Raw genomic sequence first — 21,246 nt, forward strand, 5'->3', positions numbered from 1 at the left:
GTACTGCAGGGGGGACCCTGTGGGAGAGTAGGACACCGCCGAACAATTATTACGGGAAACCCCCGCACCGAAAAGGTGCGGGGGTTTTCTGCGTTTCGGGGTCCTCCGTGCCCCATTTCCATCACAAACGCCCAGCCGTCTTCAGTGCCAGATACGCGTCAGCCAGTGCGGGCGCCAGCTCATCCGGCGTTGCGTCGACGACTGTGACTCCGTGGCGGCGGAGTTGCTCCGCTGTGCGATGGCGTTCGCTCTGGGCCTGCGCGGCGGCAGCGGCTTCGTACACCGCCTCCGTGTTTCCGCGGGACGTCGCCATGCGGGAGATGTAGGGGTCTGCCACAGAGGCGAGCAGCAGCGTGTGCCGCTGGGTGAGCTGGGGGAGGACGGGCAGCAGGCCTTCCTCCACAGGAGCCGCGTCGAGGCTGGTGAGCAGGACGATCAGGGAGCGTCGGGGGGCCGTTCGTAGTGCCGTTGCCGTGAGGCCTCGAGCGTCGGTTTCGACGAGCTCGGGTTCGAGCGTGGCCATCGCGCTCACCAGGGACGGGAGGACATCGCGTGCTGTACGTCCCTGGACGAGCGCGCGGACTCGGCGGTCGTAGGCGAGCAGGTCCACGCGGTCGCCGGCGCGGGATGCCAGCGCGGCCAGGAGCAGCGCGGCGTCCAGGGAGGCGTCGAGGCGCGGGGCGTCGCCCACTCGGCCCGCAGAGGTGCGGCCGGTGTCGAGGACTACGAGGATGTGGCGGTCGCGTTCGGGACGCCAGGTGCGTACGGCAACCACCGACTGGCGGGCTGTGGCGCGCCAGTCGATGGAGCGGGTGTCGTCGCCGGGGACGTATTCGCGAAGGCTGTCGAATTCCGTGCCCTCGCCGCGGGTGAGGACGGTGGTGCGGCCGTCGAGTTCGCGCAGGCGGGCGAGTCTCGACGGGAGATGCTTGCGGCTGGTGAAAGGGGGCAGGACACGTACCGTCCAGGGGACCTGGTGGGCGCCCTGGCGGGTGAAGAGGCCGAGGGGGCCGTACGAGCGGATCGTCACACGGTCGGCCTGGCGGTCGCCGCGGCGGGTGGGGCGCAGGCGGGTCGTGACGCGTCGGCGTTCGCCGGCGGGAACCGTGAGGCGGTGGCGCGAGGCCGACACTTCGGCGCCCGGCTGCCAGCTGCTCGGCGGCCAGGCATCGCGCAACTGCGCCTTGAGCGGGCGGCGGGACGGATTGGTGACCGTCAGGGTGACGTCGGCGGTGTCGCCGAGGCGTACGGAGGTGTCGCCCGAGCGGCTCAGGCCCAGACGTCGTACGGGTGCTGCCAGGGCGAAGTCGCAGGCGCAGGCCACGGCGAGGGGTGCGTTGACGGCAAGGATGCCCGTCCAGCTCGGGTCCCAGATACCGACAGGGAGGGAGCCTAGGGCCGCGAGGAGCGCGGCGCGTCCGGTGAGTGCCATCAGCGGGGGACAGGGACGTGGGCGAGGATCGCGTTGATGACGGAGTCGGCCGTCACGCCTTCCATCTCAGCCTCCGGGCGGAGTTGTACGCGGTGGCGGAGGGTGGGGAGGGCCAGGGCCTTGACGTCGTCGGGGATGACGTAGTCGCGGCCCGTCAGCCAGGCCCAGGCACGGGATGTGGCGAGGAGGGCCGTGGCGCCTCGGGGTGACACGCCGAGGGTGAGGGACGGCGACTCGCGGGTGGCCCTGCAGATGTCGACGACGTACGCCGTGATCTCCGGGGAGACGGCTGTCTTTCCGACGGCGGCGCGCGCGGCTTCCAGGTCGGCCGGGCCCGCTACGGGGCGCACGCCGGCGGCGCGCAGATCGCGCGGGTTGAAGCCCTCGGCGTGGCGGGTGAGGACGTCGATCTCGTCCTGGCGGGAAGGCAGCGGGACGGTGAGCTTGAGCAGGAAACGGTCCAGTTGGGCTTCGGGGAGGGGGTACGTGCCCTCGTACTCGACCGGGTTCTGCGTCGCGGCCACCAGGAAGGGGTCCGGGAGCGGGCGCGGGGTGCCGTCGACCGTGACCTGGCGTTCCTCCATGGCTTCCAGGAGGGACGACTGCGTCTTCGGAGGCGTGCGATTGATTTCGTCGGCGAGGAGGAGGTTGGTGAAGACCGGGCCGGGCTGGAAGGAGAACTCGGCGGTGCGGGTGTCGTAGACGAGGGAGCCGGTCACGTCGCTGGGCATCAGGTCCGGGGTGAACTGGACGCGCTTGGTGTCGAGTTCGAGCGCCGAGGCGAGCGTGCGGACGAGCAACGTCTTGGCGACTCCAGGGACTCCTTCGAGGAGAACGTGTCCGCGGCAGAGGAGGGCGACGACGAGACCGGTGACGGCGGGGTCCTGGCCGACCACGGCTTTGGCGATCTCGGCGCGCAGGGCCTCCAGGGAGGCGCGGGCGGTGCCCGCGTCCCCGGTGTACCCGGCGTTGTCAGTGGTCGGGTCCATCATGGACGGCGTACCTCTCTTTCGAGGGCGTCGAGTTGGTCGGCGAGTGAGATGAGGGCCGCGTCGTCGCCGGGCGGCGGGCCGAAGAGGAGGGACTGCAGCCTCTGTCCGTCACCGTGGAGGTGTGCGGACAGCGCGGGGAGCAGGGCCTCGGGCGCATGGGCCTGGGGGACGGGGATGCCTACGAGGGGGGCGAGGCGGGTGCGGGTGGTGGAGCGAAGAGCGGCGGCAGCGCGCTCGCGGGCGTTGGCCTTGCGGTAGAGGCGGGCGCGGCCTTCGACGGCTTCGGAGGCTCGGATCGCCACGGGGAGTTTTTCGGGTACGAGGGGGCCGAGCCGGCGTGCCCGCCACAGGGCGGCCAGGCCTGCCGCGATGAAGAGCTGCAGTGTGCCCCACAGCCAGCCCGAGGGGAGCAGGTCGAAAAGGCCGCGCTCTTCGCCGGGGTCGGCGGCCGTGGCTTCGGACAGCGAGGGGAGGTACCAGACCAGATGGGGGCGGGAGCCGAGGAGTTGGAGGGCGAGCGAGGCGTTGCCCTGCTCGTCGAGGTGGTCGTTGTAGAGGATGTCGGGCGCGCCGAACACGACGGTGTCGCCGTCCCCGGACGCGTCCGGGACGCGCACCAGGGTGGCCAGGTGCTCGCTGGGGTAGCACTCGTCGGCGTCGGGGTGAGTCGTGTTGTAGCGGATGCCGCCCGTGTCTGCCGGGCCCGCGCGCTGCGCGGCGGGCAGGGCGCAGTCGGGGGAGAGCGTCGAGTCGACGCTGGTGGCGGGGTCCGCGGCGATGCCGGGGGCGAGCCGTTCGACGGACCAGCTGCCCGGGGCGACGAGGACGGTACGGCCTCCGGAGCCGGCGGTTGCCCCGCGCAGATGGTTCTGTTGACGGTGCGTCAACAGGTCGGGTACGGCGACGAGGAGAGTGGTGTCGGGGCCGGCCGCCGCTCGCGCCCCGTCCAGGGTGGTCACCACGCGTGTGGAAACGCCTCGGTCGGCGAGGAGTTCGGCGACGGCGCGGCTGCCGTAGGGGTCGGCGGAGCGCGGGTCGAGGCTGCCGTGTCGGGCGTCGGAGCGGATCGTGGCGATCGCGACCGCCCCCGCCAGGAGCAGGACGACGGCGAGCAGGACGCCTCGCGCGCGGGACCACACCTGGCGCGCGGTGGGCGAGGCCGAGGTGGACGGAAGCGTGGCCTCGGTGGTCATCCGGCGGCTCCATGGCGGGCGTTGGGGGCCGCGCTGTGGCTGCTGTCGCTGCTGCTCGCTAGTGCCGGCCTGGTGCGTTCCAGGTCGCGGTCGAGTTCGGCGATGCGGTGGTACGACTGCTCGGTCGCCGTCCGGCCGCCGTACGTCACGTCGTCGAACTCCCGGGCGGCGGTGCGCAGCCGGTCCGCTCGCGCGGGGAGGGCGCGGCCCGCTTCGGCGGCGGCCTCGTCGGCGGTGCGGCCTGGGCGGACGTCGAGGAGGGCGCGTTCCTCCAGGGAGCGGACGATGGCGCGCATGCGTTCCTGGAGGGCCTGGTTCCAGTGGCCCTGGGCGGCGTGCGCCTCGGCGGCCGCTCGGTGTTCGGCGGCGCTGCGGGGGCGGTCGTCGAACATGGGGGCCGCGGAGGCGGGTTGGCGGTGCGGGGTGCCGAGGCGCCACCAGAGGGCGCCCAGGACCGCCAGGACGGCCAGGATGACGACGACGAGGCCCACTGTGCCTCCGGGAGTCGCGGCCGAGGCGCTGTCGAACAGCTTGTCGACCCAGTCCCAGAAGGTGTCCAGGGCGCGCTGGAAGAGGCTGGGATCGTTCTCGTGGTACATGCGCTTGGACAGCTCACGCCGAGCCGCCTCCCGGGCGGGATCACGCGGGATGGTGACCGGCGGTTCGTCGCCCGAGCGCGCCAGCGACAGTACGGATGTGTCGCCGGCGCGCAGCAAGGCACGTACCGCTGTGTCGGCGGCGCGCGGCAGGGCCGCCGGTGTCGTTGTGAGAACTCCCCCCGAGAGACTCACGGCATCAGCTCCCCGGCGTGGCGGTGCCGTAGCCCTGGACGCCGGCCGCGCGGGCCAGGTCGAGGTCGAGGGCCTCGCGGCGGATGCGCTGGTCGATGTAGAGGAGCACAGTGACGCCTGCCGTGATCGGGAACGTGATCATGGAGCCGATCACCGATCCGATCCCGCTGACGATGAGGAACGACCACCCGAGGTCTCCGCCGCCGTTGAGGAAGACGGTGAAGCCGCCGTTCAGTGCGGCGGCGAGGAGGGAGAACGGGATGACGATGATCATCGCGACGATGTTCGCGATGATCACGGCGAGCAGCTGGATGCCGAAGATCCGCCACCAGGAGCCGCGAACCAGCTTCGCGGAGCGGCTCATCGACTTCACGATGCCCTGCTTCTCCAGCATCAGCGCCGGCGAGGCGAGGGAGAAGCGGACCATCAGCCACAGGGCGACGACACCGGCGCCGAGGCTGCCCAGGATGGCGAGCGCGGCGCCTGCCTCCGAGTCGCCCGCGACGGCCACGAGGATGCCGGGCAGAGCCCCCCCCAGGACCACGCCGGAGGTGATCAGCAGCAGGAGGAAGATCAGGCCGAACAGTTTCAGCATCTGAGGGCGGGCGTCGCGCCAGGCCTCGCCGATGGTCACGGACTTGCCGAGCACCGCACGGCTGGTGACGGTCGTGAGCAGGGCGGTCGCCGTGATCGTGCCGATCAGGGAGATCAGGAACACGACACCGGAGCCGAGCATGGCGTCGCCCATGGCGCGGGTCAGCTCGCTGAGGGTGGCACTCGGGTCGTCGAGGGCCTCGGCGCTGGTGGCGTCGTTCAGGACGAAGCCCTGGACGAGGATGACGACGATCTCCGTGAGGACCGCGACTGTCAGCGAGATGCCCAGCACCGTGCGCCAGTAGGTGCGCATCGTGGAGACGGCGCCGTCGAGGATCTCGCCGACGCCGAGGGGGCGCAGCGGGATGACGCCGGGCTTGGCGGCGGGCGGGGGCCCGCCCCAGCCTGCTCCCCAGGCGACGTACGGGCCGGGGGCTCCGTAGCCGCCGTACGGGCCGGGGCCGGCAGGCGGGCCGTAGCGCTCGTAGCCGCCGCCGGGGCCGGAAGGGGGCTGGGCGCCCCAGCCGGGGCCGGGCGGTGGGGGTGGCGGGGCCGGCCGGCCTGGGCCTGTGGGGCCGGCGGGGGCGGACCACTGGCCGGGGGGCGGCTGCTCCTTGGACCACTGCGAGCCGGGGCCCTGCGAGTGGGGGTCCTGCGGGTTCTGTCCGGGCTGGTCCGCGGGCTGCGCCGCGCCGGGCTGACCGGTGGGCTCGGCAGGGCGGGACGCGCCGCGTTCCTGCCCGTCGGACGGGGCGGATCCGGGCGAGGCCCAGCCCGGAGTGTCTTTCATCGTCGCTCCTTCACGGTGCCCGTCCGCGGTCGCGGCGGCAGGTTCGCAGCCATCGTGCCATGGGGTGGTCTCCGGGAGACCGGCCGCGGTATGGGCTGCACACCTTCAATTGTCCGCCGGATACGGGGCAGACTGACGGCATGGCTGATCAGTTTGCGCAAAGCGGCGAGAACAACCGGCCGACCGAGATCCCGGCGATCCGCTGGGACGAGCCACCCGAAGGCCCCGTACTGGTTCTTCTCGACCAGACGAGGCTGCCGGCCGAGGAGGTCGAGTTGGTCTGCACGGACGCACCCGCGCTGGTGGAGGCGATCCGTTCGCTCGCCGTGCGCGGCGCACCGCTGCTGGGCATCGCGGGGGCGTACGGTGTCGCGCTCGCCGCCGTTCGCGGCTTCGACGTGGACGATGCCGCGACCGCGCTGGCGGGGGCCCGGCCCACCGCGGTGAACCTCGCCGTCGGTGTGCGCAGGGCCCGGTCCGCGTACCTGGCCGAGCTCGCCAAGAGCGGTGACGCCGCTCGGGCCGCCGAGGCGGCGTTGCGTGCGGCGCGGGCGCTGCACCAGGAGGACGCCGAGGCCAGCGCCCGGATGGCAGAGCACGGACTGGCGCTGCTGGACGAGTTGCTGCCCGGCGGTGGGCACCGGATTCTCACGCACTGCAACACCGGGTCGCTGGTGTCGGGCGGCGAGGGCACGGCGTTCGCGGTGGCGCTCGCCGCGCACCGGGCCGGGCGGCTGCGGCGGCTGTGGGTGGACGAAACGCGTCCGTTGCTGCAAGGTGCTCGCCTGACGGCTTACGAGGCGGCGCGCAGCGGGATGGCTTACACCTTGCTCACCGACAGCGCGGCGGGCTCGCTGTTCGCCGCGGGGGAGGTGGATGCGGTATTGATCGGGGCGGACCGCATCGCGGCCGACGGTTCGGTGGCGAACAAGGTGGGGAGCTATCCGCTCGCGGTGCTCGCGCGGTATCACCATGTGCCGTTCATCGTGGTGGCGCCGGTGACGACGGTGGATTTGGAGACGCCGGACGGGGCGTCCGTCGAGGTCGAGCAGCGCCCCGGTCATGAGGTGACCGAGATCACAGCACCCCAGGTGCCGGTGGCGGGAGCGGAAGCGGGAGGCGGGATTCCGGTGGCACCCTTGGGGACCCAGGCGTACAACCCGGCGTTCGATGTGACGCCGCCCGAGCTGGTGACGGCGATCGTCACCGAGGAGGGCGCCGTTTCGCCCGTGACAGCTGAGGCTCTGGCCGAGCTGTGTGCCAGGTCACGCCAGGTAACGATTAGCTAATGGGATGATGTCGTTTATGAAGGGACGAGTCCTTGTCGTCGACGACGACACCGCACTGGCCGAGATGCTCGGCATTGTGCTGCGTGGTGAAGGTTTTGAGCCGTCTTTCGTAGCCGACGGCGACAAGGCGCTGGCAGCCTTCCGTGAGGCCAAGCCCGATCTCGTACTGCTCGACCTGATGCTGCCCGGCCGGGACGGCATCGAGGTGTGCCGCCTGATCAGGGCGGAGTCGGGTGTGCCGATCGTGATGCTCACGGCCAAGAGCGACACTGTCGATGTCGTCGTGGGCCTGGAGTCGGGCGCCGACGACTACATCGTGAAGCCGTTCAAGCCGAAGGAGCTCGTGGCCCGCATCCGGGCGCGGCTGCGGAGGTCGGAGGAGCCGGCGCCGGAGCAGCTTGCCATCGGTGATCTCGTGATCGACGTGGCCGGCCACTCCGTGAAGCGGGACGGGCAGTCCATCGCGCTGACGCCGCTGGAGTTCGACCTGCTGGTCGCGCTGGCACGCAAGCCGTGGCAGGTGTTCACGCGCGAGGTCCTGCTGGAGCAGGTGTGGGGCTACCGGCACGCTGCGGACACCCGTCTCGTCAACGTGCATGTGCAGCGGCTGCGCTCCAAGGTCGAGAAGGACCCGGAGCGGCCGGAGATCGTGGTGACCGTCCGTGGGGTGGGATACAAGGCAGGACCCAGCTGACATGTCCGGAGACAGTGCCTCTTCGTCGCCCGGGCGGACCGGGGGTCAAGCGGGGCGGCCTGTCGGCCGGAAGACGGCACGCTCCCGTTGGGGACGTTTCTTCGAGGGCGGGCTGCTGCAGGGCGGAGTCCAGGGCAGTCCGGTCCTCCGCCTGTTCATGCGCTGGGTGCGACGCCCGCTGCTGCCCGTCATGCGGTTGTGGCGGCGCAACATCCAGCTCAAGGTCGTCGTCACGACGCTGCTGATGTCGCTGGGCGTTGTTCTGCTGCTCGGTTTCGTCGTCATCGGGCAGGTGCGCAACGGGCTGCTGGACGCCAAGGTGAAGGCCTCGCAGAGCCAGGCGACCGGAGGGTTCGCGGTGGCCAAGCAGAAGGCCGACGAGGCGGCGAGCGGGACCGGTGACGACGGTTCCACGGTGGACGGCCGGCCCGCGCAGAACGTCATCGAGTGGATGAGCAGCCTCGTGGCGTCCCTCTCCAGCGGCGGTCAGGGCGCCTTTGACGTGGTGACCCTGCCCGTGGGCGACGACAGCGGCGGCGGGCGCGGACCACGCGCCTCAGGCCGCGTCAACCCCACCGCAAGCGTGCCCGAGGACCTGCGCGCGCGGGTCGACAGGAGCCCGGCGGCGGCTCAGAGCTACACGCGGATCATCTACAACGCCGACGCCCACGAGGAGTCCCAGCCGGCCCTGGTCGTAGGCAAGCAGGTCAACGACCCGAACGGCGACCCGTACCAGCTCTACTACCTCTTCCCGCTCACTCAGGAAGAGAAGTCGCTGAGCCTGGTCAAGGGGACGCTGGCGACGGCGGGCCTTTTCGTCGTCGTGCTTCTCGGGGCGATCGCCTGGCTCGTGGTGCGGCAGGTCGTCACCCCGGTGCGGATGGCGGCAGGGATCGCCGAGCGGTTGTCCGCGGGGCGTCTGCAGGAACGCATGAAGGTCACCGGTGAGGACGACATCGCGCGGCTCGGCGAGGCCTTCAACAAGATGGCGCAGAGCCTCCAGCTGAAGATCCAGCAGCTGGAGGACCTGTCAAGGATGCAGCGGCGGTTCGTGTCGGACGTGTCGCACGAGCTGCGGACCCCGCTGACCACCGTGCGGATGGCCGCGGACGTCATCCACGAGGCACGGGAGGACTTCGATCCGGTGACCGCGCGGTCGGCGGAGCTGCTCGCCGACCAGCTGGACCGGTTCGAGTCGCTGCTCGCGGATCTGCTGGAGATCAGCCGCTTCGACGCGGGTGCGGCGGCGCTGGAGGCCGAGCCGATCGACCTGAGGGAGGTCGTACGGCGGGTCGTGAGCGGCGCCGAGCCGCTCGCCGAGCGCAAGGGCACGCACATACGCGTGGTCGGCGACCAGCAGCCCGTGGTTGCCGAGGCCGACGCCCGGCGGGTCGAGCGGGTGCTGCGCAATCTCGTCGTCAACGCCGTGGAGCACGGCGAGGGCAAGGACGTCGTCGTCAAGCTCGCCGCGGCGGGCGGGGCGGTCGCGGTCGCGGTGCGCGACTACGGGGTCGGGCTCAAGCCCGGCGAGGCGACCCGCGTCTTCAGCCGCTTCTGGCGGGCCGACCCGGCACGCGCGCGTACCACCGGTGGTACGGGCCTTGGGCTGTCCATCGCCCTGGAGGACGCGCGGCTGCACGGCGGCTGGCTGCAGGCCTGGGGTGAGCCGGGCGGCGGTTCGCAGTTCCGGCTGACGCTGCCGCGGACCGCGGACGAGCCGCTGAGGGGCTCGCCGATACCGCTGGAGCCCAAGGACTCGCGGCGTAATCGTGGCCTCGACGACGCCGGTCTGCCCCGTGGGGGCGGGGAGAAGGCCGCAACCGTGCCGGTGCAGCCGACCGGCGGCCTGGTGCCGCCGCTGCCGCCGAGGGACCCGATCGCGCCGCGGTCGTCCGCAGTGGCGCCCACGGCCGACCCGACGGCCCTGCCCGGCAATGGCGCGCGGGTCGTGCCCCGGCCCACGTCGGGCACGCGACGCGAGGACGACAACCCGGACGCGCCGCAGGACGAGACCCCGGACCGTGCGGACGCAGGGCCGGTGGACATGAACAAGCAGGGGGAGGCATCTCGTGGGCGCTGACCGCGAGGGGGGCGCCCGGCGCAGACCGGTGCGCGCGGCAACGTACGCGGCCTGCGGAGCCGTACTGCTGGCGGGATGTGCCTCGATGCCCGACAGCGGCGATCTGCGCGGCGTCGAGTCCACACCGCGCCAGGACACGCGCGTGCGGGTCTTCGCGGTGCCGCCCGCGGACGACGCCCAGCCCCCGGAGATCGTGCAGGGCTTCCTGGAGGCACTGACCAGCGACGATCCGCACTATGAGACGGCACGCAAGTATCTGACCGCCGGTGCGGCCGAGAAGTGGCGCCCTGAGTGGTCCACCACGGTGCTCGAGGACGGGCCGGACACCGAGGCCACGCGGTCCGGCGGGCGGGAGGACGCCGACGACTTCGCGTACGCGCTGACCGGCACCAGGGTCGCCACGGTGGACGGGCAGCAGTCGTACTCGCCCGCCGACGGGCTCTACAGCCAGTCGTTGCACCTCACGCGGGACAAGAAGACCCAGCAGTGGCGCATCGACTCGCTGCCGCAGGGGGTCGTCATGGGCAAGTCGGACTTCCAGCGCAACTACACGTCCGTCGACAAGTACTACTTCGCCTCGAACACGGCTTCCGGGACCGACTCGGAACCGGTGGCGGTCGCAGATCCGGTGTACGTCCGCCGGATGGTGGACCCCATGACGCAGATGGTGCGCTCCACGCTCAACGGGCCCACGAGCTGGCTCGGGCAGGTGGCCAGGTCCAGCTTCCCCACCGGTACGGCGCTGCAGAAGGGTGTCAGCTCGCTGACGCCCGACGACCAGAACCGGCTCACCGTGCCGTTGAACGACAAGGCCGCCAGGGTCGGTTCGGTCCAGTGCAGTGAGATGGCGGCCCAGCTCCTGTTCACCCTGCGGAACGTCACTCCCGCAGTGGACGAGGTGGACCTGCGGGCGGGCGGGACACAGCTGTGCTCGCTCACCCAGGACCGGGCCGACGCCGTCGCCGCGCGCGGTTCGGCGAAGCGCCCCCAGTACCTGTACTTCCTCGACGGCGAGCATCGCCTCGTACGGATTGCTGCCGCGAGCAACGGCACGCGGCCCGACCCCGCCCCCGGGCCGCTGGGCGAGGGTGCCAAGGCGCTGCGCTCGGCGGCTGTGTCACGCAACGAGCAGACCGCTGCGGGTGTGGGCATCGACGGCAAGGCGCTGTACGTCGGGTCGATGGTGTCGGGCAGTTCGCTCGGCGAACCCGTGCTGGTCAGCCGGGGCAAGACGGAGAACGACCGGCTCACGGCGCCCAGCTGGGACACGGCGGGTGACCTGTGGGTGGCCGACCGGGACCCTCGCGACCCGCGGCTGCTCCTGCTGGAGCAGGGCAAGGGCGAGCCGCTGGAGGTGAGGACTCCCGGCCTCGACGGACGCATCAAGGCCGTCCGGGTGGCCGCCGACGGGGTGCGGATCGCGCTCGTCGTGGAGAAGGACGGCAAGGGGGCCCTGCTCGTCGGACGGATCGAACGGGAGCAGAAGGCCGGGGGGCGGCAGACCGTCTGGGTCCAGGAACTGCGTTCCGCGACGCCGGAGTTGGACGAGGTCACGGCCGTGTCGTGGGCCGGTGACAGCCGGCTCGTCGTGGTAGGGCGCGAGCCGGGTGGCGTGGAACAGCTGCGGTACGTCCAGGTCGACGGCTCCACGCCGGATTCGCCCGCGCCCGCGGCTTTGACCGGGGGGAACGAGATCGCCGCGTCCGAGGGCGACGAGGTGCCGCTGGTGGCGTACTCGGAGGACGGGATCGTCCGGCTGCCGTCCGGGGCGCAGTGGCAGCAGGTGGCCACGAAGGGGACGGCGCCGGTCTATCCGGGGTGAGCCGCCCGGCGGGCGACCGCGGGTGCGTTGTCCACAGGGAGTTGTCCACAGGGGTGGCCGGTCCCTGCGGGCCTTGGCACAGTGGTGGACATGCGGGGGTGGTGGCAGGACCTCACCGACCTGGTGCTGCCGGCCCAGTGCGGAGGCTGCGGGAGGCCTCGGACGGTGCTTTGCCCGGAATGCCGTGACGAACTGAGCGGGGCTGCACCGAGCCGGGTGCGACCGGTGCCGGAGCCGCCGGGACTGCCGGTCGTGCACGCGGCCGCCCGGTACACGGACGCGGTGCGGGCGGTGCTGCTCGCGCACAAGGAGCGGGGTGCGCTGGCGCTCGCGGCGCCCCTCGGGGCGGCTCTGGCGGGGGCCGTGCGGGTAGGGGTGCGGGACGCTGGGGCGAGCGCCTGCCGAGGCCTGCCGACGGGGCCGCCGGAGGCTTGCGTGGCGGCCGGTGGTGGAGCTCTGCTGCTCGTTCCTGTGCCGTCCTCGCGTGGGGTGGTCCGGGCGCGGGGGCATGATCCGGCGCGGCGGATCGCGCTTGCGGCGGCCGCGGAGTTGCGGCGGAACGGGACGCCGGCCCGGGTGGTCGCGGTGCTGCGGCACAGGCGGGCCGTGGCCGACCAGTCGGGACTCAACTCCCGGCAGCGGCTGGAGAATCTCGCGGGCGCGCTGGCGGTGGCCCCCGGCGGAGCCAGGCTGCTCTTCGGCGGTCCGGTGGTGCTCGTCGACGACCTGATGACGACCGGCGCGTCCCTGGCGGAGGCGGCTCGTGCCGTGCGGGCGGCGAGGGCGGAGCAGGCGGCACACGTCGGCTCGGAACCGCCCGTGTACGCGGCGGCAACTCGGGAAAGCAGAGAAGAATGGATGCAACCGACGCGACGGACGCGACGGACGCGACGCGTGCAACGGAGGGAACCGATCGGGGGATCGAGAGGATCGAGAGGATCGAGGGGATCGACTCAGGAGGATCCGGGCTGGGCGTCCGGCAGGCCTGGAATGGCGGGCGTCGGCCGTGCCCGCGACGCGATCTGCGCGGCCGTGGTCGCAGCTGCACCGGATTCCTTCGAAATGAATCGGAACTGACTGCGAACTTGCATCGTTGCAGGTAATGAGCGGGTCAATTCGCCTGAACGGAGGTACGCCGCAGTAGAGGGTGACGACATCCGTCCGGGCGAGATATGTTCGGTTGTGAGAGAAAGGCGCAGGCCACCCCTCTCGTACCTAATGCCGTGCCGCGGGTTTTTTCACAATCACCCGCATCGGTGGAGTGGAGATCTTGCCCGCGGGGGAGGAGGTGGGAGTCACCGAGTCCGAGGTTCCGGAGCTGACCGGAGCCTGGTGCAAAAGGGAGATGCTCCGCGACTCGAGCGGAGCGATCCGGGAACGGAGTTCTGCGTGGACATCGTCGTCAAGGGCCGCAAGACCGAGGTGCCCGAGCGGTTCCGCAAGCACGTGGCCGAGAAGCTGAAGCTGGAGAAGATCCAGAGGCTCGACGCCAAGGTGATCAGCCTCGACGTCGAGGTGTCCAAGGAGCCCAACCCCCGACAGGCCGACCGCTGTGACCGAGTGGAGATCACGCTCCGCTCCCGTGGTCCGGTGATCCGGGCGGAGGCAGCGGCCAGCGATCCGTACGCGGCACTCGATCTGGCGGCGGAAAAGCTGGATGCCCGGCTGCGCAAGCAGCACGACAAGCGTTTCTCACGCCGAGGCGCACGCAGGCTCACTGCGGCCGAGGTCCCCGACCACGTTCCGGGCGCGGCCACGCTCAACGGCAACGGGCCCACCGTCCACGACGAAGAGCCGGACGGCGTGCCCACCAGGAAGATCGGTTCGCTCGAGGTGAAGGGCGAAGGCCCCCTCGTCGTTCGCGAGAAGACCCATGTCGCCTCCCCGATGACTCTCGACCAGGCCCTCTACGAGATGGAGCTGGTCGGACACGACTTCTACCTGTTCGTCGACTCGGAGACGAAGGAACCGAGTGTCGTCTACCGGCGACACGCCTACGACTACGGCGTCATCCACCTCAGCACGGACCCGATGGTCGCCCAAGGCCAGGCTCCCGCGGCGGGGGGCACGCTGGGCGGCTGAGCCCCCCGGCTGACAGTTGAGAAGGTGCCCCTGGAGCGTGTGTGCGCCCCCAGGGGCACCGGTGTGCGACCACTTCGCGCCCTGTGCTGTCACCTCAGTGCCGTCCAGGCATGGAATCATGGCCGCACCGGCCCAACCGGTGGGCCGTTGCCTTGGGTTGGCGATGGCACAGGACCACAGGCCACAGCCTCAGGGGGAGGAACGATGGCGGACAGCTTCGGACCGATGCAGGACGGGGACGCCGACGGCGTCGACGGCCTGGGCCCGGACGAGGGCTCTTCACGCAAGGAGCCGATCCGTGTCCTTGTCGTGGACGACCACGCGCTCTTCCGCCGGGGCCTGGAGATCGTGCTCGCGGCCGAGGAGGACATCCAGGTGGTCGGGGAGGCGGGCGACGGCGCGGAGGCCGTCGACAAGGCCGCCGACCTGCTGCCGGACATCGTGCTGATGGACGTGCGGATGCCCAAGCGGGGCGGGATCGAGGCGTGCACCTCCATCAAGGAAGTCGCACCCAGCGCCAAGATCATCATGCTGACGATCAGCGACGAAGAGGCTGATCTCTACGACGCGATCAAGGCGGGCGCGACCGGATACCTCCTCAAGGAGATCTCGACGGACGAGGTCGCCACCGCCATTCGTGCGGTGGCGGACGGACAGTCGCAGATCAGTCCGTCCATGGCGTCGAAGCTGCTCACCGAGTTCAAGTCGATGATCCAGCGCACGGACGAGCGCCGTCTGGTGCCCGCGCCGCGGCTGACGGACCGTGAGCTGGAGGTTCTCAAGCTCGTGGCCACCGGGATGAACAACCGGGACATCGCCAAGGAGTTGTTCATCTCCGAGAACACGGTGAAGAACCACGTCCGCAACATCCTGGAGAAACTGCAGCTGCACTCCAGGATGGAAGCGGTTGTGTACGCGATGCGGGAGAAGATCCTCGAGATCCGGTGACGCTCAGCCGAGTATGCGGCTGAGCTCATGCGCCAGGGGCTCGCGCAGTTCGGGGGAGTCCACCCGTTCCACGCGTACGTTCGTGCAGTCCACCCAACTCGCCGCCTCCACCAGGGCCTGGGCCACCGCCTGGACCGCCTTCGGGCCGTCCAGGGTGACCTGCCTGCCCACCAGGGTGCGCCCCTCGCGGGCGGGGTCCACCCGGCCGACCAGGCGACCGCCGGCCAGCACCGGCATCGCGAAGTAGCCGTACACCCGCTTCGGTTTGGGGACGTAGGCCTCCAGGCGGTGCGTGAAGCCGAAGATTCGCTCCGTGCGGGCCCGCTCCCAGACCAGGGAGTCGAAGGGGGACAGGAGCGTGGTGCGGTGGCGGCCGCGCGGGGGCGCCTCCAGGGCCGCGGGGTCGGCCCAGGCGGGCTTGTCCCAGCCCTCGACCGTGACCGGGACCAGGCCCGAGTCGGCGATCACCGCGTCGAACTGTTCGCCCTTGAGGCGGTGGTAGTCGGCTATGTCCGCGCGCGTGCCGACGCCCAGGGACTGGCCCGCCAGGCGGACCAGGCGGCGCAGGCACTCGGTGTCGTCGAGATCGTCGTGCAGCAGGGACTGCGGGACGGCGCGCTCGGCGAGGTCGTACACGCGCTTCCAGCCGCGGCGCTCGACGCACACCACCTCGCCGTACATCAGGGCGCGCTCCACGGCGACCTTCGCACCGGACCAGTCCCACCACTCGCTGGTGCGCTTCGCGCCGCCCAACTCGGTTGCCGTGAGGGGCCCTTCGGCGCGGAGCTGCTTGATGACCTGGTCGTAGGCGCCGTCCGGCAGATCGTGGTGCCAGTGCGGGCGGCTGCGGTAGGCGCGGCGGCGGAAGGCGAAGTGGGGCCATTCCTCGATGGGGAGGATGCAGGCGGCGTGCGACCAGTACTCGAAGGCGTGCGGCTCTGCCGCGGGCGCACCGGTGGTTCCGTCGCTCCAATAGGCGGCCTCGACCGTCCTTCGGCCCACGGCGCCCAGGCGGGCGTACGGGATGAGTTCGTGGGAGCGGGCGAGGACCGAGATCGTGTCGAGCTGGACCGCGCCGAGGTGGCGGAGGACGCCACGGACGCCCGCACGGCGGTCGGGGGCGCCGAGGAAGCCTTGTGCCCGGAGGGCGATGCGGCGGGCTTCGGCTGCCGAGAGGGTGGTGGCGGGGCGCGGGGTCGTCATGGTCTGCACGATAGGCGGTGGCACTGACAGTGGGGGTGAGCTGCGCTCAGAGGCCGGAAGGGCCGGACGGTGCGGGGGCGGGCAAATAGGGTGCCGCCGAGGGCAGGGCCAGGTCCGACGGCAGCAGGGAACCCACCCAGCAGTCCCGTCGCACGCCCCTGTTGTTGACCCCGGAGCGCAGGGTGCCCTCGACGGTGAAGCCTGCGCGTTCCGCCACCGCGCGAGAGGCCTTGTTGCCCACCTCCGCGCGCCATTCGAGGCGGTCGACGCCGAGACGGGTGAAGGCCCACCGGGAGGCGGCGACCGCGGCCTCGGTGATGTAGCCGTTGCCGCGGTGTTCCTCAGTGGCCCAGTAGCCGATTTCGCCCGCGCCCAGGGAGCGCATCGTGATGCCGAGCATGCCGGCGAGGGCGCCCTCGGGCAGGAAGACGCCGAAGGTGAACATGGAGTCGTTCGCCCAGCCGTCGGGTGCCGTCTGCCCCGTGAAGGACTGGGCGTGCTCGTACAGATACGGCGACGGGAACTGGGCGATCCAGCGCTGGATGCCGGGGTCCTGGGCGGCGGCGTACACGGCGTCGGTGTCGTCGGGACCGACCGTGCGCAGGACCAGGCGGTCGGTCGTGAGCGTGACGGGTTCCATCGGCCGATTCTGCGCGGATGCCCGTCGGAAACGCCATCTCATTCACCGTGTGTGAGGGCGCGATCACATTTCGCGCGATTGGTCGGCGGAACGCGGCACCATCTTCGGGACCCGGCCGTTGTCCCCTTTGAAACAGATTTGAAGTGATGGGCGGGCGCCGTGCCCGGCAGGCCTCCCGGCGTGCCGGGGTCCTCGCATACGATGGCCGTTGCTCAGTAAGCCAAATGGAAACCGACCGTCCCAGGCCCGACCGGCAAGGAGACCAACCCCCGTGTCCGTCCTCTCGAAGATCATGCGTGCAGGCGAAGGCAAGATCCTGCGCAAGCTGCACCGCATCGCGGACCAGGTCAACTCCATCGAAGAGGACTTCCTCGACCTCTCCGACGCCGAGCTGCGGGCCCTCACCGATGAGTACAAGCAGCGGTACGCCGATGGTGAGAGCCTGGACGACCTGCTGCCCGAGGCGTTCGCCACCGTGCGCGAGGCCGCCAAGCGCGTCCTCGGCCAGCGCCACTACGACGTGCAGATGATGGGGGGCGCGGCCCTCCACCTCGGCTATGTCGCCGAGATGAAGACCGGTGAGGGCAAGACCCTGGTGGGCACCCTGCCCGCGTATCTGAACGCCCTCTCCGGAGACGGCGTTCACCTGATCACGGTCAACGACTACCTGGCCGAGCGCGACTCCGAGATGATGGGGCGCGTCCACAGGTTCCTGGGTCTGTCCGTCGGCTGCATCCTGGCCAACATGACGCCGGCCCAGCGCCGCGAGCAGTACCAGTGCGACATCACGTACGGCACGAACAACGAGTTCGGCTTCGACTACCTGCGCGACAACATGGCGTGGTCCAAGGACGAACTCGTCCAGCGCGGCCACAACTTCGCCATCGTCGACGAGGTCGACTCCATCCTCGTCGACGAGGCCCGTACGCCGCTGATCATCTCCGGTCCGGCCGACCAGGCCACCAAGTGGTACGGCGACTTCGCCAAGCTGGTCACGCGTCTGAAGAAGGGCGAGGCCGGCAACCCCCTCAAGGGCATCGAGGAGACCGGCGACTACGACGTCGACGAGAAGAAGCGCACGGTCGCCATCCACGAGTCCGGCGTCAGCAAGGTCGAGGACTGGCTGGGCATCGACAACCTCTACGAGTCGGTGAACACGCCTCTGGTGGGCTACCTGAACAACGCCATCAAGGCCAAGGAGCTCTTCAAGAACGACAAGGACTACGTCGTCATCGACGGCGAGGTCATGATCGTCGACGAGCACACCGGCCGTATCCTCGCCGGCCGCCGCTACAACGAGGGCATGCACCAGGCGATCGAGGCGAAGGAAGGGGTGGACATCAAGGACGAGAACCAGACGCTCGCCACGATCACCCTGCAGAACTTCTTCCGCCTCTACGGCAAGCTCTCCGGCATGACCGGTACGGCGATGACCGAGGCCGCCGAGTTCCACCAGATCTACAAGCTCGGCGTGGTCCCGATCCCGACCAACAAGCCGATGATCCGCAAGGACCAGTCGGACCTGATCTACCGCACCGAGGTGGCCAAGTTCGAGGCGGTCGTCGACGACATCGCCGAGAAGCACGAGAAGGGCCAGCCGATCCTCGTCGGTACGACCTCGGTCGAGAAGTCCGAGTACCTCTCGCAGCAGCTGAGCAAGCGCGGTATCCAGCACGAGGTGCTGAACGCCAAGCAGCACGACCGTGAGGCGACGATCGTCGCCCAGGCCGGCCGCAGGGGCGCCGTGACCGTGGCCACGAACATGGCCGGCCGTGGTACGGACATCAAGCTCGGCGGCAACCCCGACGACCTCGCCGAGGCGGAGCTGCGTCAGCGCGGCCTCGACCCCGAGGAGCACATCGAGGAGTGGGCGCACGCCCTGCCCGCCGCGCTGGAGAAGGCGGAGCGTGCGGTCAAGGCGGAGTTCGAGGAGGTCAAGGAGCTCGGCGGGCTGTACGTGCTGGGCACCGAGCGGCACGAGTCGCGCCGTATCGACAACCAGCTGCGCGGTCGTTCCGGTCGTCAGGGCGACCCGGGCGAGTCCCGGTTCTACCTCTCGCTGGGCGACGACCTCATGCGCCTGTTCAAAGCCCAGATGGTCGAGCGTGTGATGTCGATGGCGAACGTCCCGGACGACGTGCCGATCGAGAACAAGATGGTCACGCGCGCGATCGCGTCCGCGCAGTCGCAGGTCGAGCAGCAGAACTTCGAGACCCGCAAGAACGTCCTCAAGTACGACGAGGTCCTCAACCGTCAGCGTGAGGTCATCTACGGCGAGCGGCGCCGCGTTCTGGAAGGCGAGGACCTGCAGGAGCAGATCCAGCACTTCATGGACGACACGATCGACGCGTACGTCGGTGCCGAGACCGCCGAGGGCTTCCCCGAGGACTGGGACCTCGACCGGCTGTGGGGCGCCTTCAAGCAGCTCTACCCGGTGAAGGTCACGATCGAGGAGCTGGAGGAGGCGGCCGGCGACCGGGCCGGCCTGACCGCCGAGTACATCTCCGAGTCCATCAAGGACGACATCCACGAGCAGTACGAGCAGCGTGAGACGCAGCTCGGTTCCGAGATCATGCGTGAGCTGGAGCGCCGGGTCGTGCTGTCGGTCCTCGACCGCAAGTGGCGCGAGCACCTCTACGAGATGGACTACCTCCAGGAGGGCATCGGCCTGCGCGCGATGGCGCAGAAGGACCCGCTGGTCGAGTACCAGCGCGAGGGCTTCGACATGTTCACCGCGATGATGGAGGGCATCAAGGAGGAGTCCGTCGGCTATCTGTTCAACCTGGAGGTCCAGGTCGAGCAGCAGGTCGAGGAGGTCCCGGTCGAGGACACCGTGCCGTCGCTCGACAAGCAGGACACGGTGCCCGCGCAGGCCGGGGCGCGTCCCGAGATCCGCGCCAAGGGGCTCGACGCCCCGCAGCGGCGGGACCTGCACTTCTCCGCGCCGACCGTGGACGGCGAGGGCGGCATCGTCGAGGGCGACTTCGCCGACGACGAAGAGCCCGTGCGCTCGGAGGCGGACGGCCTCACGCGTGCGGAGCGGCGCAAGCAGTCCCGTGGCGGGCGGCGCCGCAAGAAGTGACGGTGCCTACCGCGCCGTAGCGTGACGGTGCCTCGCGCCGTAGCGGCTGCGGTGTCTGCGGCGCAACAGCGGCCTGAAGGGCCGGGTCACCCCAGGGTGACCCGGCCCTTCGGCGTCGGTGGAGTCAGTCGTCGTCCGTGCGCGGGGAGCGCGGGCCGCCCATCTCCACCGCCGTGCAGCGCCAGCGCAGGTCCCGGCCCTGTTCCAGGCGGAAGGCCAGGGCACGCAACTGGTCGCCGGCGCCGATGCGCGCGAAGGCCTCGATGGCGCCGCTGCGGGGGACGTAATAGCCGATGTCGCGGACGACGGGGCGGGTGCCGCGGGTGCGCAGGGGGCCGCGTTCGGCGAGGCGGGCCAGTTCGTCGTAGGCGCGGCCTGCCGTGTGCCGCAGCATCCAGTGGACGGGGCGCTGACCGCTCAGGACGGCGAGCAGGCGGTCCGCGAAGACATCGGTGGGGCGGGGCTGCGAGAACGGCCTGCGCGGGCTCTGAGCGGGCACTGTCAGGGCTTCCAGGGCTTCGCGAGCCCCTGCGGCGGCTTGGGGAGCGGGGGTGGCAGCGCCGATCCCCGTGGCCGTCTGCGGCCGGCTGTCGCCCGGCCTCCTGCGGGTGCGGGGTCCGCCGACGCCCGGTGAGCCCGGGGGCCGGCCGCCCGCGGCCGTCGTACGGGCCGTGCCGCCGCCGGGTGCGCGGGGTGGGGTGCCGCCCGGACGACGAGGGTCGCGGCGGCTCGGCGGGCGGGTGCCGGAGTGGTGCCTCGCCCTGGTCATGACCTTGTTCATGGATGTCCCCGCTCGCTGTGCCGCCCGGGATTTACCGGGCAGTAACTTCGTGGTCGGAGACCTTGTACGGGGCGTGTGACCTCCGGCGCAAGGCGGCGGGACCCGGATACGGGCCGCCGAAATGTTCACTTATCCGAGTGGTCGAGAGGGTGTCGAAGCCTGTGATCAAAGGGGTGCACCGGGTGAGTTCCCGGCTTGGGGTTGACGCTTCCAGGGACCTGGAGAGGGACTCGATGGGGGACTCCCGCACGTATCCTGAAGGCCCTCCGGAACCGACGACGACACCCACGACGAAAGCGGACAGCCATGCGCGTCTACGTCCCCCTGACCCTCCCCGGTCTCGCCGAGGCGTACAAGACGGGAGAGCTGGGGGCCGGGCCGCTCGTCGCCTACGCCGTCACGCCGGCGCTGCGGGAGTGGTACCTCTCCGACGACATCGAGGAACTGGAGTACGCGGCGCTGAGCCGGGCCGCCCTGGCCTCGCTGCGGCTCCTGGCGGCGGACCCCGGGGCGGGACGGCGGCGGGTCGTGGTCGCCGTCGACGTACCCGACCGTGCGGCGACCGCCGACCCCGACCGGGGGCTCGATCCCGCGGCGCTCGGCGAGGTACGGGTCGCCGTGGCCGTCGCGCTGGCCAAGGCCGCCTCGGTGCACGTCGACTCGGATGACGCGGAGGCGGATGTGACCGCCGCGGCCGAGGCCCTGGCGGCGGCGGACGCGGGCGACGACGACGCGCAGTCCGTGGTGGACGGGGCCGAGGACCACGAGTTGCTGTGGTTCGCGACGCAGGAGATCCCGAACCTGGTGGGGCGGGGGGAGTAGCAGGGCCAGGG

Annotated in this window: 17 protein-coding genes; 9 read left to right on the top strand and 8 right to left on the bottom strand. The window is 70.9% G+C overall.

Annotation, left to right across the window (positions count from 1 at the left end; translation table 11 throughout):
- Positions 1-121: 121 nt before the first annotated feature.
- From ACZ562_RS23245 to ACZ562_RS23265, 5 genes are read right to left on the bottom strand one after another with little or no spacing between them, the layout of a single operon-like run.
- Positions 122-1,432: a DUF58 domain-containing protein gene (locus tag ACZ562_RS23245; RefSeq protein ID WP_471182273.1), complete on the bottom strand. Its 1,311-nt coding sequence runs from the start codon at positions 1,430-1,432 to the stop codon at positions 122-124.
- A complete protein-coding gene (locus ACZ562_RS23250; protein WP_471182855.1) occupies positions 1,432-2,421 on the bottom strand; it encodes an AAA family ATPase in 990 nt (329 codons plus the stop codon). The genes ACZ562_RS23245 and ACZ562_RS23250 overlap by 1 nt, the downstream gene beginning before the upstream one ends.
- Positions 2,421-3,617 (bottom strand): DUF4350 domain-containing protein, encoded by a 1,197-nt coding sequence (locus ACZ562_RS23255; RefSeq protein WP_471182275.1) that lies wholly within the window; start codon positions 3,615-3,617, stop codon positions 2,421-2,423. The genes ACZ562_RS23250 and ACZ562_RS23255 overlap by 1 nt, the downstream gene beginning before the upstream one ends.
- Positions 3,614-4,408 carry a DUF4129 domain-containing protein gene (locus ACZ562_RS23260; protein ID WP_471182277.1) on the bottom strand — a complete coding sequence of 265 codons (795 nt, stop codon included), beginning with the start codon at positions 4,406-4,408 and terminating at the stop codon, positions 3,614-3,616. The genes ACZ562_RS23255 and ACZ562_RS23260 overlap by 4 nt, the downstream gene beginning before the upstream one ends.
- 4 nt (positions 4,409-4,412) lie before the next feature.
- Positions 4,413-5,792, bottom strand: coding sequence for a DUF7847 domain-containing protein (locus ACZ562_RS23265; RefSeq protein WP_471182279.1), 1,380 nt, complete (start codon positions 5,790-5,792; stop codon positions 4,413-4,415).
- A gap of 140 nt (positions 5,793-5,932) precedes the next feature.
- Here ACZ562_RS23265 and mtnA point away from each other — a divergent pair, with 140 nt between their 5' ends.
- From mtnA to ACZ562_RS23300, 7 genes are all read left to right on the top strand, one after another.
- A complete protein-coding gene (gene mtnA / locus ACZ562_RS23270) occupies positions 5,933-7,081 on the top strand; it encodes an S-methyl-5-thioribose-1-phosphate isomerase (protein WP_471182282.1) in 1,149 nt (382 codons plus the stop codon).
- A 4-nt stretch (positions 7,082-7,085) separates the two neighbouring features.
- Positions 7,086-7,775 carry a two-component system response regulator MtrA gene (gene mtrA, locus ACZ562_RS23275; protein WP_187283109.1) on the top strand — a complete coding sequence of 230 codons (690 nt, stop codon included), beginning with the start codon at positions 7,086-7,088 and terminating at the stop codon, positions 7,773-7,775.
- 1 nt (position 7,776) lies between these two features.
- Positions 7,777-9,855 (top strand): MtrAB system histidine kinase MtrB, encoded by a 2,079-nt coding sequence (gene mtrB / locus ACZ562_RS23280; RefSeq protein ID WP_471182284.1) that lies wholly within the window; start codon positions 7,777-7,779, stop codon positions 9,853-9,855.
- Positions 9,845-11,677: an LpqB family beta-propeller domain-containing protein gene (locus ACZ562_RS23285; protein ID WP_471182287.1), complete on the top strand. Its 1,833-nt coding sequence runs from the start codon at positions 9,845-9,847 to the stop codon at positions 11,675-11,677. The genes mtrB and ACZ562_RS23285 overlap by 11 nt, the downstream gene beginning before the upstream one ends.
- A 90-nt stretch (positions 11,678-11,767) precedes the next feature.
- Positions 11,768-12,754: a ComF family protein gene (locus ACZ562_RS23290; RefSeq protein WP_471182289.1), complete on the top strand. Its 987-nt coding sequence runs from the start codon at positions 11,768-11,770 to the stop codon at positions 12,752-12,754.
- Between the two features lie 312 nt (positions 12,755-13,066).
- A complete protein-coding gene (hpf, locus tag ACZ562_RS23295) occupies positions 13,067-13,759 on the top strand; it encodes a ribosome hibernation-promoting factor, HPF/YfiA family (RefSeq protein ID WP_471182292.1) in 693 nt (230 codons plus the stop codon).
- A 204-nt stretch (positions 13,760-13,963) separates the two neighbouring features.
- Complete coding sequence (locus tag ACZ562_RS23300) at positions 13,964-14,707, top strand: response regulator (RefSeq protein ID WP_471182294.1); 744 nt, start codon at positions 13,964-13,966, stop codon at positions 14,705-14,707.
- A gap of 3 nt (positions 14,708-14,710) precedes the next feature.
- Here ACZ562_RS23300 and ACZ562_RS23305 read toward each other — a convergent pair whose 3' ends face one another.
- Positions 14,711-15,910, bottom strand: coding sequence for a winged helix-turn-helix domain-containing protein (locus tag ACZ562_RS23305; RefSeq protein WP_471182296.1), 1,200 nt, complete (start codon positions 15,908-15,910; stop codon positions 14,711-14,713).
- A 46-nt stretch (positions 15,911-15,956) separates the two neighbouring features.
- On the bottom strand, positions 15,957-16,550 hold the full coding sequence (locus ACZ562_RS23310) for a GNAT family N-acetyltransferase (RefSeq protein ID WP_471182299.1): 594 nt from the start codon (positions 16,548-16,550) through the stop codon (positions 15,957-15,959).
- A gap of 271 nt (positions 16,551-16,821) precedes the next feature.
- Here ACZ562_RS23310 and secA point away from each other — a divergent pair, with 271 nt between their 5' ends.
- Complete coding sequence (gene secA / locus ACZ562_RS23315; protein ID WP_471182301.1) at positions 16,822-19,632, top strand: preprotein translocase subunit SecA; 2,811 nt, start codon at positions 16,822-16,824, stop codon at positions 19,630-19,632.
- Positions 19,633-19,756: 124 nt separating this feature from the next.
- Here the strand turns inward: secA and ACZ562_RS23320 are convergent, their stop codons facing one another.
- Positions 19,757-20,413, bottom strand: coding sequence for an Rv3235 family protein (locus ACZ562_RS23320; RefSeq protein ID WP_471182304.1), 657 nt, complete (start codon positions 20,411-20,413; stop codon positions 19,757-19,759).
- A gap of 306 nt (positions 20,414-20,719) precedes the next feature.
- Here ACZ562_RS23320 and ACZ562_RS23325 point away from each other — a divergent pair, with 306 nt between their 5' ends.
- On the top strand, positions 20,720-21,235 hold the full coding sequence (locus ACZ562_RS23325) for a DUF6912 family protein (RefSeq protein ID WP_471182307.1): 516 nt from the start codon (positions 20,720-20,722) through the stop codon (positions 21,233-21,235).
- The last annotated feature ends 11 nt before the right edge of the window (positions 21,236-21,246 follow it).

Source organism: Streptomyces sp. NPDC040410 (assembly GCF_055595715.1).